General features: G+C 61.4%; 17 protein-coding genes. 5 read left to right on the forward strand and 12 right to left on the reverse strand.

Annotated elements, in window-relative coordinates:
* Positions 1-19: 19 nt before the first annotated feature.
* The 3 genes from flgD to flgB are packed head-to-tail and all read right to left on the reverse strand — an operon-like array spanning position 20 to position 1,533.
* On the reverse strand, positions 20-697 hold the full coding sequence (gene flgD / locus CPH57_RS11180) for a flagellar hook assembly protein FlgD (protein WP_033643523.1): 678 nt from the start codon (positions 695-697) through the stop codon (positions 20-22).
* A 12-nt stretch (positions 698-709) separates the two neighbouring features.
* Positions 710-1,114, reverse strand: a complete 405-nt coding sequence (gene flgC / locus CPH57_RS11185) for a flagellar basal body rod protein FlgC (protein ID WP_004934826.1) — start codon at positions 1,112-1,114, stop codon at positions 710-712.
* Between the two features lie 5 nt (positions 1,115-1,119).
* The gene (flgB, locus tag CPH57_RS11190; protein WP_033643526.1) at positions 1,120-1,533 is read right to left on the reverse strand and encodes a flagellar basal body rod protein FlgB; all 414 of its coding nucleotides are present in this window, start codon (positions 1,531-1,533) and stop codon (positions 1,120-1,122) included.
* A 160-nt stretch (positions 1,534-1,693) separates the two neighbouring features.
* Between flgB and flgA the strand changes: the two genes are divergently transcribed.
* The 5 genes from flgA to CPH57_RS11215 all read left to right on the forward strand — a co-directional run bounded on the left by flgA (position 1,694) and on the right by CPH57_RS11215 (position 4,162).
* Positions 1,694-2,347 (forward strand): flagellar basal body P-ring formation chaperone FlgA, encoded by a 654-nt coding sequence (flgA, locus tag CPH57_RS11195; protein WP_033650864.1) that lies wholly within the window; start codon positions 1,694-1,696, stop codon positions 2,345-2,347.
* Positions 2,348-2,476: 129 nt separating this feature from the next.
* Positions 2,477-2,788 carry a flagellar biosynthesis anti-sigma factor FlgM gene (gene flgM, locus CPH57_RS11200; RefSeq protein WP_004934832.1) on the forward strand — a complete coding sequence of 104 codons (312 nt, stop codon included), beginning with the start codon at positions 2,477-2,479 and terminating at the stop codon, positions 2,786-2,788.
* Between the two features lie 40 nt (positions 2,789-2,828).
* Positions 2,829-3,263, forward strand: coding sequence for a flagella synthesis protein FlgN (locus CPH57_RS11205; protein WP_033650863.1), 435 nt, complete (start codon positions 2,829-2,831; stop codon positions 3,261-3,263).
* A gap of 229 nt (positions 3,264-3,492) precedes the next feature.
* Positions 3,493-3,867 carry a type II toxin-antitoxin system RelE/ParE family toxin gene (locus tag CPH57_RS11210; RefSeq protein WP_096242347.1) on the forward strand — a complete coding sequence of 125 codons (375 nt, stop codon included), beginning with the start codon at positions 3,493-3,495 and terminating at the stop codon, positions 3,865-3,867.
* Entirely contained in the window at positions 3,860-4,162 is a 303-nt protein-coding gene (locus tag CPH57_RS11215) for a DNA-binding transcriptional regulator (protein ID WP_015378258.1), read from the forward strand. Before CPH57_RS11210 ends, CPH57_RS11215 begins: the two co-directional genes overlap by 8 nt.
* A 2-nt stretch (positions 4,163-4,164) precedes the next feature.
* On the opposite strand, the gene CPH57_RS11220 is transcribed toward CPH57_RS11215, so the two are convergent.
* The 9 genes from CPH57_RS11220 to tsr form a co-directional block, all read right to left on the reverse strand.
* Positions 4,165-4,569: a flagellar protein FlhE gene (locus tag CPH57_RS11220; RefSeq protein ID WP_033643530.1), complete on the reverse strand. Its 405-nt coding sequence runs from the start codon at positions 4,567-4,569 to the stop codon at positions 4,165-4,167.
* Complete coding sequence (flhA, locus tag CPH57_RS11225; RefSeq protein WP_033643531.1) at positions 4,569-6,647, reverse strand: flagellar biosynthesis protein FlhA; 2,079 nt, start codon at positions 6,645-6,647, stop codon at positions 4,569-4,571. The genes CPH57_RS11220 and flhA overlap by 1 nt, the downstream gene beginning before the upstream one ends.
* A complete protein-coding gene (gene flhB, locus CPH57_RS11230; RefSeq protein WP_033640021.1) occupies positions 6,640-7,791 on the reverse strand; it encodes a flagellar biosynthesis protein FlhB in 1,152 nt (383 codons plus the stop codon). The genes flhA and flhB overlap by 8 nt, the downstream gene beginning before the upstream one ends.
* A gap of 165 nt (positions 7,792-7,956) precedes the next feature.
* The gene (cheZ, locus tag CPH57_RS11235; RefSeq protein ID WP_004934858.1) at positions 7,957-8,601 is read right to left on the reverse strand and encodes a protein phosphatase CheZ; all 645 of its coding nucleotides are present in this window, start codon (positions 8,599-8,601) and stop codon (positions 7,957-7,959) included.
* A 10-nt stretch (positions 8,602-8,611) separates the two neighbouring features.
* A complete protein-coding gene (gene cheY, locus CPH57_RS11240) occupies positions 8,612-9,001 on the reverse strand; it encodes a chemotaxis response regulator CheY (RefSeq protein WP_004934862.1) in 390 nt (129 codons plus the stop codon).
* 102 nt (positions 9,002-9,103) lie between these two features.
* Positions 9,104-10,153: a chemotaxis response regulator protein-glutamate methylesterase gene (locus tag CPH57_RS11245; RefSeq protein ID WP_033643532.1), complete on the reverse strand. Its 1,050-nt coding sequence runs from the start codon at positions 10,151-10,153 to the stop codon at positions 9,104-9,106.
* On the reverse strand, positions 10,153-11,025 hold the full coding sequence (gene cheR / locus CPH57_RS11250; RefSeq protein WP_025159837.1) for a protein-glutamate O-methyltransferase CheR: 873 nt from the start codon (positions 11,023-11,025) through the stop codon (positions 10,153-10,155). The genes CPH57_RS11245 and cheR overlap by 1 nt, the downstream gene beginning before the upstream one ends.
* A gap of 37 nt (positions 11,026-11,062) precedes the next feature.
* The gene (locus tag CPH57_RS11255) at positions 11,063-12,679 is read right to left on the reverse strand and encodes a methyl-accepting chemotaxis protein (protein ID WP_033643533.1); all 1,617 of its coding nucleotides are present in this window, start codon (positions 12,677-12,679) and stop codon (positions 11,063-11,065) included.
* Between the two features lie 75 nt (positions 12,680-12,754).
* Positions 12,755-14,425 (reverse strand): methyl-accepting chemotaxis protein, encoded by a 1,671-nt coding sequence (tsr, locus tag CPH57_RS11260; RefSeq protein ID WP_033643534.1) that lies wholly within the window; start codon positions 14,423-14,425, stop codon positions 12,755-12,757.
* Positions 14,426-14,571 lie beyond the last annotated feature (146 nt).

The raw sequence follows: 14,571 nt of genomic DNA on the forward strand, positions 1-14,571 counted from the left end.
TTGAGCCTGATGCTTAGGGTTATAAGATCTGTCGCACGTCTTCCAGGGTGGCGTTGCCCGCCAGACCGAGATCCAGCTTGGCGCCGTTGCCGTCGCGGATCACGCCGTTCACCAGGCCGAAGTGCAGGCTGCGCGCCACCAACTGCTCGCCGTTGCCTTTGGCGTTAATCGCCACTTTGTAGGCGCCGTCGGGCGCGGTGGAGCCGTCATCCAGCGAACCGTCCCAGGTGAAGGCATGCACGCCGGCGGTCAGACCGCCGATTTCGATGGTGCGCACCACCTGCCCGCTGGCGTTGGTGATGGTGGCGGTTACCTGATCGGCGGCGCGCTCCAGTTCCACGCCGAACGGCGTGGTGCTGACTTTGCCGTCCTTGCTGCCGACCAGAATGTTGCTGCCCGGCACCATCACGCCGTGGCCGATCAGCGCGGTGGCCTGCAGCGACTGATTGCTGTTGATCTGACCGGAGATCGACCCCAGCGTGGTGTTGAGTTTTTCGATGCCCTGAACGGTGTTGATCTGCGCCAGCTGCGAGGTCAGTTCGTTGTTCTGCATCGGATTGGTCGGGTCCTGGTTTTTCAACTGCGCCACCAGCAGCGTCAGGAAGCTGTTGTGCAGATCCTGGCTGTTGGTATTTTTGCTGTTGTTACCGATGACGGTATTGTCCAACGACTCGTTCGTGGTTGGGGCGATAGCCATGGGAACCTCCGGTTACTGACCCAGCGTCAGGGTTTTCATCATCATCGACTTGGTGGTGTTGAGCACCTCGACGTTGGCCTGATAGCTGCGGGAAGCGGAGATGGTGTTGACCATTTCCCCCACTACGTCGACGTTCGGCATGCGCACATACCCCTTGGCGTCCGCCAGCGGGTTGCCCGGCTGATACACCAGACGCTCGGGCGCCGGATCGTCCACCACCTGGGCAACGCGCACGCCGCCGGTCGGCTGTCCCGGCGCCGCTGCGACCTGGAACACCACCTGCTTGGCGCGGTAAGGTTCGCCGTCCGGGCCGGTCACGCTGTCGGCGTTGGCCATGTTGCTGGCGCTGACGTTCATGCGCTGGGATTGCGCCGATAACGCCGAGCCGGAGATATCAAAAATATTCAGTAAAGACATGCGCCTTATCCTTGTTGCAGTACGGACATCATCCCTTTGATCTGACCGTTGAGCAGCGTCAGGTCGGTCTGATATTTCAGGCTGTTATCGGCAAAGTTGGTGCGTTCGCGATCCATGTCCACCGTGTTGCCGTCCATCGACGGCTGATCCGGCACCCGGAACAGCAGATCGAGCTGCGGCGGCTGCAGGGTCTGCGCCGGGATATGGCGCGCCGCCGTCAGGTTGAGCGCCATGCCGTTGCCGCTGACGCGCCCCTGCTCCATCACTTTGTTCAATTGGCTGGCGAAATCGATATCCCGCGCCTGATAACCCGGTGTGTCTGCGTTGGCGATGTTGGCGGCCAGAATTTCCTGCCGCTGGGCGCGCAAGTTCAGCGCCTCTTGGCCAAAGCGCAGAGCCGCGTCCAGTTTGTCGAGCATGCTCCCTCCGCGAGGTTAGAATTTGGAGTCGACAGCATAAACGCCCCCCGCGCTACCCTATCGCGGGAATAAACGCAAAATGGGGCGCTATTTATCTGCTTAGCCTGCGCGCGCTGCGGGTACACTTACGCGTATCCCGATGAAGCTTGAGAAGATGACGATGAAAGGTAAAATGCTGCTGCTTATCGGCCTGCTGTGCAGTCTGAACGCGCGCGCCGACGATCTGGCGACGCAAATCGAAAGCTTCATCCAAGGCAAGTTCAGCGGCGAACCGGTACAGGTAAAAGTGCGGGTGCGCACGCCGCCGAACCAATGGCCCGCTTGCGAACTGCCGCAGCTGTCGCTGCCGCCCAACGCGCGGATCGGCGGCAACGTCAGCATTTCGGCGCGCTGTGGCCAGGAGCGGCGTTTTATCCAGACGCAGGTGCAGGTGTTCGGCCGCTATCTCGTTTCGGCGCGCGGCATCACCGCCGGCAGCCGGTTGACGGCGGCGGACCTGACGTTGAAAGAAGGTCGGCTCGATACCCTGCCGCCGCGCGCGCTGACCGAAGCGGGCAAAGCGTTAGGCGCCGTCAGCCTGCGCAACATCAGCCCCGGCCAGCCGCTGACCCTCGCCATGCTGCGCCGGGCCTGGATTATCAAGGCCGGGCAACCGGTGCAGGTCAATGCACAGGGCGAAGGATTCAGCATTAGCGGCGCGGGCAAGGCGATGAACAACGCCGCCGCCGAAGACAGCGTGCGCGTGCGCATGGCGTCCGGGCAAATCGTCAGTGGCGTGGTCGGGGACGACGGCGCGATTCGCATTACGTTATAAAAAAGTAAAGGTTCCGCAAACCTTGCCGATAAGACAAATCAAGCAGCATTTTATTGGCCATCAGGGCCGTAACACTTTCATTGCAGCGTCGTCGCCCGAGTGCGGTCACGGCGTAAACGGAGATGGACCATGAGTATCGATCGCACCCAGCGGTTACAGCCGGTTTCCACTGTGCAACCGCGTGAAACCCCGGCCGACAACCCGCTCCAGCCGCGTAAGGCCGCCGTGGCCGAAACCGCCGTCAGCGGTACGCAGGTCAAACTGAGCGAGGCGCAGGCGCGCCTGATGCAGCCGGGCACCCAGGATATCGATATGGGCCGGGTCGAGGCCATCAAGCAGGCGATCCGCAACGGTGAACTGAAGATGGACGCCGGCAAAATCGCCGACGCACTGCTGCAAGACGCGCAGAGCGATGTTCAATGGATCGCCGGACGCGACTGACAACGCGGCGGCGGGTAGCGGTAAAGGATAAGTCATCACTATGGAAAAGCTGGCACAACTGCTGGACAAACTGTTGGAAACGCTGCAGGCGCTCAATGGCGTGCTGGAAGAAGAGCACGATCTGTTATGCTCCGGCCAGCTGCCGGGCGTGGCCTTGCAGCGCGTAACCGATGCCAAAAGCCAACTGTTGGCGACGGTCGCCTACCTCGAGCAACAGCGCCTGGGGCAGGAAAAAACCTGCGGGCAACGCGCGCCCTATGCCAGCCACGCCCCCCTGGCCGACCGTTGGCAGCGCGTTCAATTGCTGAGCCAAACGTTGCGCGAAAAGAACCAGCACAACGGCCTGCTGCTCAATCAGCAGATCGACCATAACGCTCAGGCGCTGGCCATCCTCAGCAAAAACAACAAATCGCTGTATGGCCCGGACGGCCAATCGCACGCCGGCAGCCTGCTCGGCAGAAAAATCGGCGTCTGACCTGACTCATTTGCCCGGTGAGCCTATCACCGGGCATGCGTTAACCGGCTTCTGCGCATCCCGTCGCATTTTCTCCCTATCACTCTTTGAATTCACTTAAGACTTTGCGCCAGGCTGCGCATGGCGTGAATTTGGCTGTTTCTTTCCCTTTGGCCGCTTGTCACCCTGTGGTTATTTTTAAACCACTTGAAATATACCCTTAACGGGTATAGATTCGCAGGGAGAGCGAATGGCCGACATTTATCTCACCAAAACCTTTCAGGGTTTTGCCGCACGCGAGCGCATTAGCGACGCCACGATAGTGAAAGCGGCGCGAGAGACGCAACATCAGCTGTACGACGCCAATCTTGGCGGTTGCGTATACAAAAAGCGCATCGCTCGGGCTGGTGCGGGCAAACGTGGCGGCTATCGGGTACTGATCGTTTTTCGCGATGAAGACCGCCTGTTTTTTATGCGCGGCTTTGCCAAAAGCGAGAGAGAAAACATCAGTGCGGATGAGTTACAGGGATTGAAACATCTGGCTGCGCTGTATCTGGATTATTCGCCATTCAGACTCTACCAGCTGGTCAACAACAGGGAGTTACGGAGGCTAAGCGATGAGTAAAATTCTTGCCGAGATCCACCAGGAAGTTCAGGGCCTGCACCGCGCCGGTTTCGTCGACGACGTGACCATGCGCACTTTCGACATGCTGTGCCTGCGGCCGGTAAAGCAGTTCGGGCCGGCCGAGATCCGCGCGTTGCGCGAACGGGAAAACGTCAGTCAGCCGGTGTTTGCGCTGTATCTCAACGTCAGCAAAAAGGCGGTGCAGAAATGGGAGCGCGGCGAAGCGCAACCGAACTCCGCCGCGATGAAACTGCTGACGCTGGTGGAACGCAACGGCCTGCAAATTCTGGCCTGATCTTACTGATAATTGACGATCACCTGATTGCCAATCACCCGCAGCGGCGGATTCAGCCCGCCTTGCGACTGCACGTAATAGACAAAGCGCAATTCCGCATTGGCCGGCTCGCCCTGCAGACCGATGCTGCTGCCGCTGCCGCCGCCGAGCGGAATGCAGCGGTTTACCGTGCAGAGTTGGGCCTGCAGCCCCACGGGCTCCGGCCCCAGCAAACGGTAGCGCCAGCTGACGCTGGTGATGCGCGCATTGGCATCCGGCAGCGCGTTCGGCGGCCGCAAACCGGCGGATTCATCGCGCATCCCGCCCTGTTCCAGCGTGACCCCCGCCCCTTCAGCCACCCAGGAGCCGGACACCGCGCCGGCGGCTAGCGGCGCCAGCAAACACAACAAGGACAGACAGCGTTTCATCAGGCGGCTCCAATGGTCGAGGTCATGCGAATCTGGCGATCGTCGTTGATCTCCAGGTTGGACAGCACCACGAGCTGCGGCAGGCTGCGACGCAGGAAGCGCGCCAGTAAAGGACGCAGCGCATGGTTAACCAACAGCACCGGCGGCGCGCTGAGCATCTCTTGCCGTTGCAGCGCCTGACGCGCCTGCTCCAGCAGACGGTCAGCCAGCCCCGGTTCCAGACCGCCTCCGCCCTGCAACGCCTGCAGCAACAGGCGCTCCAGCTGGGTATCCAAGCCGATAACCTGAATCTCGCCGTTGCCCGGGAACCACTGCTGCGTGATCGCCCGGCCCAGCGCCACCCGCACCACGGTGGTCAATTCGTAAGGATCGCTCTGCGCCGGGGCATGTTCCGCCAGCGTTTCGACGATGGTGCGCATATCGCGGATGGACACGCGCTCGGCGAGCAGATTTTGCAGCACCTTGTGCAGCGTCGTCAGTGACACTACGCCCGGCACGAAGTCTTCGGTCAGCTTCGGCATCTCCTGCGACACGCGATCCAACAGCTGTTGGGTCTCCTGGCGGCCGAACAGCTCGCTGGCGAACTGGCCAATCAGGTGATTGAGGTGCGTCGCCACCACGGTGCTGGCTTCCACCACGGTAAAGCCCTGGATTTGCGCCTGTTCGCGCAAGGCGCTGTCTATCCACACCGCTTCCAGTCCGAAGGCGGGATCGACGGTTTTGTCTCCCGCCAGCTCGCCCACGGCATTGCCGGGGTTGATCGCCAGCCAGCGGCCCGGCTGCGCTTCACCGCTGCCGATCTCGACGCCTTTCATCAGGATGCGATAGCTGGCTGGCGGCAGTTCCAGGTTGTCGCGAATGTGCACCACCGGCGGCAGATAACCCATGTCCTGGGCGAATTTCTTGCGGATCCCGCGGATACGCCCAAGCAGCTCGCCGTTCTGTTGAAAATCGACCATCGGAATCAACCGGTAGCCCACTTCCATCCCCAGCGGATCTTCCAACTGCACGTCGGCCCAGCTGGCCTCGGCGGCCTGCGGATTCTCCGGCATCACCGGATCTTCCACCGTTTTCGGCGCCTGTTGTTCACGGCCGCGCAGCCACCAGGCGAGGCCCAGCAGAGCCGCGGTAAACAGCAGGAACACCAGGTTCGGCATGCCCGGCACCAGGCCCAGCAGGCCCAGCACCCCGGCACTCAGCAGCATCACGCGCGGATTGTTGAACAGCTGGCCCACCATCTGCTCGCCGACATCCTGATCGGTCGCGACGCGAGTGACGATGACACCGGCGGCGGTGGAGATCACCAATGCCGGGATCTGCGCCACCAGGCCGTCACCGATGGTCAGCAGCGTATAGCTTTCCGCCGCCGCCCCCAGTTCCATGCCGTGTTGCACCACGCCGACCAGCAGGCCGCCGACCACGTTCAGCACCATGATCATCAGGCCGGCGATGGCGTCGCCGCGCACGAATTTACTGGCGCCGTCCATCGAGCCGTAAAAATCGGCCTCCTGGGTCACTTCGGCGCGGCGTTTCTTCGCTTCGTCTTCACCAATCAATCCGGCGTTCAAATCGGCGTCGATCGCCATTTGTTTGCCCGGCATGCCGTCCAGCACGAAGCGCGCGCCCACTTCGGCGATACGCCCTGCACCTTTGGTAATTACCATAAAGTTGATCAGCACCAGGATGATGAACACCACGATGCCGATGGCGAAGTTGCCGCCCACCAGGAAGTGGCCGAAGGCTTCCACCACTCGCCCGGCGGCGGCGGAACCTGTGTGGCCTTCCAGCAAGATGATGCGCGTCGAGGCGACGTTGAGCGACAAACGCAGCAATGTGGAGAACAGCAGGATGGTCGGGAAAGCGGCGAACTCGAGCGTACGCTGGGTGAACATCGCCACCAGCAGCACCATGATCGACAGCGCGATGTTGAAGGTAAACAGCAGGTCGAGGATAAACGCCGGCAGCGGCAACACCATCATCGACAAAATCAGCAGGATCAGCACCGGGCCGGCCAGCACCTGCCACTGCGTATCTTTAAAATTGCCCGGCAAACGAAGCAGGGAGGCCAAATTAGCCATCAGAGTCACTCTCTCTCGCAAAATCCAGTGCTTCCGGCACCGGTAAACGTTCAGGTTTTTTCGGGATCAGGCCGCCCTCGCGCCGCCAGCGGCGCAGTTGGTACACCCAAGCCAGCACTTCGGCGACCGCGGCATACAGGGTGGCCGGAATGTGTTGTCCAATCTCGCTGTGCCGATACAGCGCGCGCGCCAGCGGCGGCGCCTCCAGCATCGGAATGCGGTGCTCCGCGCCGAGCTCGCGAATGCGCAAGGCGATTTCGCCGGCCCCCTTGGCCAGCACCTTCGGCGCACTCATTTTCTTGTCGTTGTACTGCAACGCGACGGCGTAGTGCGTCGGGTTGGTGACGATCACGTCCGCCTTAGGCACATCGGCCATCATGCGGCGCCGGGCGATCGCCCGCTGCTGCTGGCGAATGCGCCCCTTGACGTGCGGGTCCCCTTCCTGGTCTTTGAATTCGTCGCGAATATCCTGCTTGGTCATCTTCAGCTTTTTGAAGTGGCTCCACAGCTGATAGAACACGTCGAACGCCACCATCGGCGTCAGCCCCAGCACCACCAGAAAACCGCAGAACAGGATCATCTGCAGCGCATTGCCCAGCGCATCGAGCGGCTGCTGGGTCATCAGATGCAGCATCGCCGCCCAGTTGTGCCACAGATAAAGACCGGTGACCCAGCCGACCAACGTCGCTTTCAGGATCCCTTTCAGCAGCTCGGCCAACACCTGGCTGGAAAAGATGCGTTTCAACCCGGACAGGGGGTTTAGCCGCTTCATATCGAACTTGATCGACTTGCCGCTGAACAAGATGCCCCCCAACAGCATTGGCGCGGCGAGCGCTACCAGCACCAGCCCCGCCATGATCGGCAGCAGCGCCAGCACCGCCTGACGCAGCAACATGCCCAGTTGGCGAAGCATCTGCTTGTCGTTACTGACCATGCCGTGGTCAAAGTTCAGCCCTTGCGTGAGCATCGCCGCCAGCTGTTGCGCCATGTTGCTGCCGGACATCAGGATGATCGCCAGGCCCGAGAGCAGCATCAGTACCGAGGTCAGCTCGCGGGAGCGCGGGATCTGGCCGTCTTCACGCGCCTTCTCCAGCCTGTGGGGCGTGGGGGCCTCGCTTTTTTCCAGATCGCTGTCTTCAGCCACGAAACGCCGTTCCTGTGTCGGGAGGGTAAAGAATGGCGGTCAGCATGCCAAAAAATTGGCGATGTCATTGGCGGAACAACGGGGAAAAAGGCGGGTTATTTAGGGGATGAGACGAAAACTGCGTGGCTTGTTGTCGGGGCGCGCCGTCGCGCGCCCCGAAAGGCCTCAGAAACCGAGGCTGTCGAGCAGATCGTCGACCTGCGCCTGGTTGGCGATCACGCCGACGCCGTTCTGGTCGAGCTGCGGGCCGTTCAGCAGGCTGTCGTTCGGCCGTTTTTCCTTCACCGGCTGCTCCGGCATGTTTTCCATCAGCACCATCAGCAGCTGCTTTTCGATCTCCTGCACCACGTCCATCATGCGCTTGATCACCTGACCGGTCAGATCCTGGAAGTCCTGCGCCATCATGATTTCCAGCAGCTGAGCGTTGGTGAAGGCCGTATGGCCCGGCACCTGATCCAGATACTGACGCGTGTCGTTGACCAGAGAACGCGCGTCGTCCAGTTCGATGGGATTGGCGAACCACTCGTCCCAGCGCCCTTTCAACGCGTTGGCGCCGGACTCCAGCTCCGCCTGGCGCGGTTGCGCCGCCTCCACGCAGTTCAACGCCCGTTCCGCCGCCTGCGCCGTCATGGTTACGACATAGTCAAGACGGTCGCGCGCATCCGGGATCGCCTCTGCCGCCTGGGCAATCGCCTGATCGAGCCCCAGTTCGCGCATGCTGTCGCGCAGCATTCGGGTCAGTTGGCCGATGCGGGAGATGATCTCTCCCGCGGTCGCTGCATCGCTGGCAGGCATTGGAATGTCTCTCATCGCCCTCTCCTTACATGCCCAATTTTTCAAAAATCTTGTTGAGCTTTTCTTCCAGCGTCGCCGCCGTAAAAGGTTTCACTACATAACCGCTGGCGCCGGCCTGCGCCGCCGCGATGATATTTTCTTTCTTGGCTTCCGCCGTCACCATCAGCACCGGCATCGCGGCCAGCGCGCTATCGGCGCGGATGGTCTGCAACAGTTCGAGCCCGTCCATGTTCGGCATGTTCCAGTCGGACACCACGAAGTCGAAACCGCCGGCGCGCAGCTTGTTCAGCGCATCTGCGCCATCTTCAGCTTCTTCGACGTTGTTGAAGCCCAGCTCTTTCAGCAAATTTCTGACGATGCGGCGCATGGTGGAGAAGTCGTCCACAACCAGAAATCTGAGGTTCTTGTCTGCCATTGTTACTCCTGAAATAGTTAACCGTTTAATGATGCAAAACCGCAGGCCGCCGCGCGGCGACCGTAGGTCATATCGCCGCCGGGCAAACCCTGCGGACTGAAATCAAATGCGCAATGCCTGGCCGCCGGAAATCTGCGCCAGCATGCGCTGGCTCATCCTGTCCAACTCGACCACTTCGCTCACGCCGCCGCCGGCGATCGCCTCGCGCGGCATGCCGAACACCACACAGCTCGCCTCGTTCTGCGCCAGGGTATAGGCCCCGGCGCGGTGCATCTCCAGCATCCCCGCCGCCCCGTCGTTCCCCATGCCGGTGAGGATCACCCCCACCGCATTGCGGCCAGCATATTGCGCTACCGAGCGGAACAGCACGTCGACCGACGGACGATGGCGGTTGACCGCCGGGCCGTCATGCAGCTTCACCTGATAGTTGGCGCCGCTGCGCGCCAGCTCCAGGTGGCGATCCCCCGGGGCGATGTAAGCATGGCCCGGCAGTACGCGCTCGCCGTCCTCCGCTTCTTTCACCGTGATCTGGCACAGCTTGTTCAGCCGTTCGGCGAACGAACGGGTGAACCCCGGCGGCATGTGCTGGGTGATCAGCAGCGCCGGACTGGTGGCCGGCAGCGGCTGTAGCACCTGGCGGATCGCTTCGGTGCCGCCGGTGGAAGCACCGATGGCGATCAGTTTTTCACTGCTCAGCAGCGGCGCATGGCTGAGGATCGCCGGCGCCGGGCTGCTGGATCGCTGCGGCAGGCGCGCTCTGGCGGCGGTGCGGATCTTCTCGGCGATCAGTTCGCTGTAGGCCAACATGCCCTCGCGAATGCCGAGCTGCGGTTTGGTGACGAAATCCACCGCGCCCAGCTCCAGCGCTCGCAGCGTGATCTCCGAGCCTTTACCGGTCAGCGAAGAAACCATCACTACCGGCATCGGCCGCAGGCGCATCAGCTTCTCGAGGAAATCCAGCCCGTCCATGCGTGGCATCTCGACGTCCAGCGTCAGCACCTGAGGATTAAATTTTTTGATCAGATCGCGCGCCACCAGCGGATCCGGCGCGGTCGCCACCATTTCCATGTCGGGGTGGCCGTTCACGATTTCCGTCATCAGCTGACGCATCAGTGCCGAATCGTCTACGCATAACACTCTGATTTTACTCATTACCTCTCCTTGGTCAGCCCATACACGGTCTGCCCACGCAAGTAGAAATCCCGGCTGATCTGGCTGAAGTTCTCGGAGTGGCCGGCGAACATCAGCCCCCCCGGCTTAAGCAAGGGAACGAAGCGGCGCAGGATGCGCTCCTGCGTCGCCTTATCGAAATAGATCATGACGTTGCGGCAAAAAATGGCGTCAAATTGCCCCGGCAGCGCCCATTCCGGCGCCAGCAGGTTCAACGGCTGGAAGTTCACCCGCGCCGCCAGTTCCGGCCGCACGCGCACCAGCCCCTGATGCGGCCCGGTACCACGCAAAAAATAGCGCTGCATTTGGGTCGGCGTCAGGGTGCGCAGATCTTCCTGGCGGTAAACGCCCGCTTCCGCTTTTTCCAACACCTGCGTGTCGATGTCGCTGGCCCAGACCTGGCAACTGCCGGCCCGCTGCCCCAGGGCATCGCTCAGCGTGATGGCGATCGAATACGGCTCTTCGCCGGTCGAGGCCGCAGTGCTCCAGACGCTGTAGCCGTTCGGCCGCGAGCGCGCATGCTCCGCCAGGATCGGGAAGTGATGCGCCTCGCGGAAAAATGCCGTCAGGTTGGTGGTCAATGCGTTGATGAACGCCTGCCACTCCGCGCTGTTCGGATCGCTTTCCAGCAGCGCCAGATAGTCGCCGAAATCGTGCAATCCCAGCAGCCGCAACCGGCGCACCAGGCGGTTGTAAACCATCTCGCGCTTATGCTCCGCCAGCACGATGCCGGCGCGTTGATAAATCAACTGGCTGATACGGCGAAAATGCACGTCCGACAGCGGCAGGCGCTGCACCATTTGCGTCAACATCGACGCAGTATCCCGGTTAGAAGTTGACGGCGCCTGTTTCATGCTGCCTCACCGGAGAAAAACGTGCTGTTTATGCGGTTTAACAATCTTGGGCTTCCTTTACCACGGGTGAAACTGCGTTGTTGCTGTTACCTGGCGCGACAACGTTATCGTCCGCCAGACGGAATACCGCGACCGCGTCGGCCAGGGTAATGGCCTGCTCTTCCAGCGCGGTGGCGGCAGAAGCGGATTCTTCCACCAGCGCGGCGTTCTGCTGGGTAACCTGGTCCATCTGGGTCACCGCCTGCGTCACCTGTTCGATGCCGCGGCTTTGTTCATCCGAAGCCGACGCGATCTCGCCCATGATGTCGGTCACGCGAGTTACCGAACGCACAATGTCCTGCATGGTGGCGCCGGAGTTTTCCACCAGCACCGAGCCGTGTTTGACGCGGCTGACCGATTCGTCGATCAGCACCTTGATCTCTTTCGCCGCCTGCGCGCTGCGGCTCGCCAGGTTGCGCACTTCACCGGCGACCACCGCGAAACCCCGCCCCTGTTCGCCGGCGCGCGCCGCTTCCACCGCCGCATTGAGCGCCAGAATGTTGGTCTGGAAGGCGATGCCGTCGATCACGCTGGTGATGGCGCCGATTTTCTGCGAACTGTTGGCAATATCGTGCATGGTGGTGACCACGTCACCGGCCAGTTCGCCGCCCTTGGCCGCAGTGGCCGAAGCGTCGCGCGCCAGCTGAGACGCCTGCCGCGCATTGTCGGCGTTCTGTTTCACCGTCGCGGTCAGCTGTTCCATGCTGGCGGCGGTTTCTTCCAGCGACGCGGCCTGCTGCTCGGTGCGGGAAGAGAGATCGTTGTTGCCTTCGGCGATCTCCTGCAGGCCGATCAGAATCGACTCCGCCCCGTCGCGCACCGCGCCGACGGTGCCGATCAGCGACTGCTGCGTGCGTTGCAGGCTGGCGAACAGCATGCTGATTTCATTACGGCCATACACCTGAATCGGCGTCGCCAGATCGCCGGCGGCGATGCGTTCAAAGTGGCTGCGGATTTGGTTCAGCGGCTGTATCAGCATGGTGCGCAACCACCACATGGCGCTGCCGGTCACCACGATCAGCATCAATACCGCCCCCGCCAGCATCAGGCCCGCCAGCGTGAAGGAGAACTGATTAGCGTCTCTGGCCTCGCTGATGTCACCGTTCACCAACTGCAGGTACTGCACGAAGTCGGCCTCGAACAGGTCCTGGGTTTTCTGCGTCGGCTGATCCATAAACGCCTGCAGCTCGCCCTTTTCCAGGAAACCGATCAGCTCGCGCAGCGCGCCGCGCAGCCGCTCGTAGCTGGCCTTGGTGGTGGCCGTCTGCTGGTTCTGCTGTTCACTGCTGCGTTCAACCGCCATAAACTGATTGAAATAGAGATCGGCCTTCTGCAGCGAACTGCGGGCGTTGCTCATCAGCTCGTTCACCTGCTCCTGCGGCAGTTTCAGCGCCGCGCGGGTGCCGGCGCGGTTCAGCGTATTGCGCGCCTGCAACAGCGACACCCAGCTCAGGCTAAGCGAATCGCGCTGCTGGCTGCCGAGGGTGATGATGTCGAGGTTGTGGTTATCGGAGCGAAACGCGGAATACGACAGGCCGCTGCTGGCCAACTGCAGAACGCAGAAGGTCATCAACAACAGGAATAAGCTGGTAGAGATACGGATTCGGTTAAACACTTGAACCTCCTTGCAGCCGGCCGGCGACCGGCCTACGTAGGGAAAAGGGCCTCTGCGAGAGAGGCCCGATACCGGTCAGAACGTTTCCCAGTTATCCTGCAGATCGCTGGCGTTCATTTTCTTATGATTGATTACCGGTGTTACCGTCGCCTTGCTGGTGACAGGCGCTTTAAATTCTTCCTGGCCTTCCTGCCTCAGACGGAATACCGCTACCGACTGGGTCAGCATGCTGGCCTGTTCTTCCAGCGCCGCCGCCGCCGAGGCGGATTCTTCCACCAACGAGGCGTTCTGCTGGGTGACGCGGTCCATTTCCGCCACCGCCTGGCCAACCTGATCGATGCCGCGGCTCTGCTCGTCCGACGCCGAGGCGATTTCGCCCATGATGTCGGTCACGCGGGTGACGGCGTTGACGATGTCGCCCATGGTTTCCCCGGCGCTCTCGACCAGCACGGAACCCATATCGACGCGGCTGACCGAATCTTCGATCAGGCCTTTGATCTCTTTCGCCGCCTGTGCGCTGCGCTGCGCCAGGTTACGCACTTCACCGGCCACCACCGCGAAGCCACGGCCCTGCTCGCCGGCGCGCGCCGCTTCCACCGCGGCGTTCAGCGCCAGGATGTTAGTCTGGAAGGCAATGCCGTCGATCACGCCGGTGATATCGGCGATCTTCTGCGAGCTGCCGGCGATGTCATGCATGGTCTGCACCACGTTAGCCACGACCTTGCCGCCTTTCTGCGCGGTTTCAGAGGCGCTCAGCGCCAGTTGCGAAGCCTGACGCGCGTTTTCGGCGTTCTGTTTCACCGTCGCGGTCAGCTGTTCCATGCTGGCGGCGGTCTCTTCCAGCGACGCGGCCTGCTGCTCGGTGCGGGAAGAGAGATCGTTGTTGCCCGCGGCGATTTCGGACGCGCCGCTGTAGATGGCGTCTGCGCCCTGGCGCACGCCGCTGACGGTTTCAATCAGTTCGCCTTGCATGTGTTTCAGGCTGGCCGCCAGCACGCCCATTTCGTTGCGGCTGTTGACGACGATCTGCTGAGTCAGGTCGCCGGCGGCGATCTGTTTGATGTGCTCGATCATGCGGTTCAGCGGGCGTACCAGGATGTGATGGATACCAGTCCAGACCAGTACGATCACCGCCAGCACCACCACCAGGATCACGATCAGCGTCCAGATGGCCGAGTTGTAGGAGCTGTTGCTGCCGTCGACCGCGATTTGGTACAGCTTGCCGTTTTGCTCCAGGTAAACGTTGTAGCTCTGCTCAAAGTTGTCCTGGTAACTCTGCGTAGGTTGATCGAAGAACGCGTTGATTTTGCCTTCGCCCAGCAGTTGGATCAGCTCGGAGAGCGCGCCGTACAGCACATCGTACTGATGCTTGAGGCGTTCCGCCGCCTGAGGATCCTGACGCGGGTCCTGAGGGATTTTCTCGTACGCGGCGTAGTGTCTTTCCGCTTCGCCCAGCTCTTCCTTCGCCTTGGCCAGCAGTTCATCAATGGTGGCGCCGCTGCCGATCTTGTTGGTATCCATCATGTAGCGAATACCGGCACGGTTCAGGGAGTTGCGCGCCTGCAGCAGGTCAACGCGGCTTTCGCTCAGCTGCAGCTGCTGCTGACGAATAGTTTGCAGGACGGTAAAGTTTTCCTTATCGCTTTTCAGCGAGGAGAAAAAGAGTCCGCCCGAAATCAACTGCAAGGCGCCAAACAGCACCAACACCAGCAACAGGCTGGTGACCACCTTCATACGATTTAACATGATTTCCCTTGTTGAAGCCCGCGCAGACAGGCTCTGATGACGTTGAATGTGAGAGTTATCGGCGCAGCGCGGCAAAACTTTATGCGGGAAAGTAACTATTTTTAGTGGGGGTTCCGGGCGCGGCGGGCGGCATCGCGACAGGTCAG

Origin of the sequence: Serratia sp. JKS000199 (genome assembly GCF_900215455.1) — a bacterium.
GTDB classification, from domain to species: domain Bacteria; phylum Pseudomonadota; class Gammaproteobacteria; order Enterobacterales; family Enterobacteriaceae; genus Serratia; species Serratia ureilytica.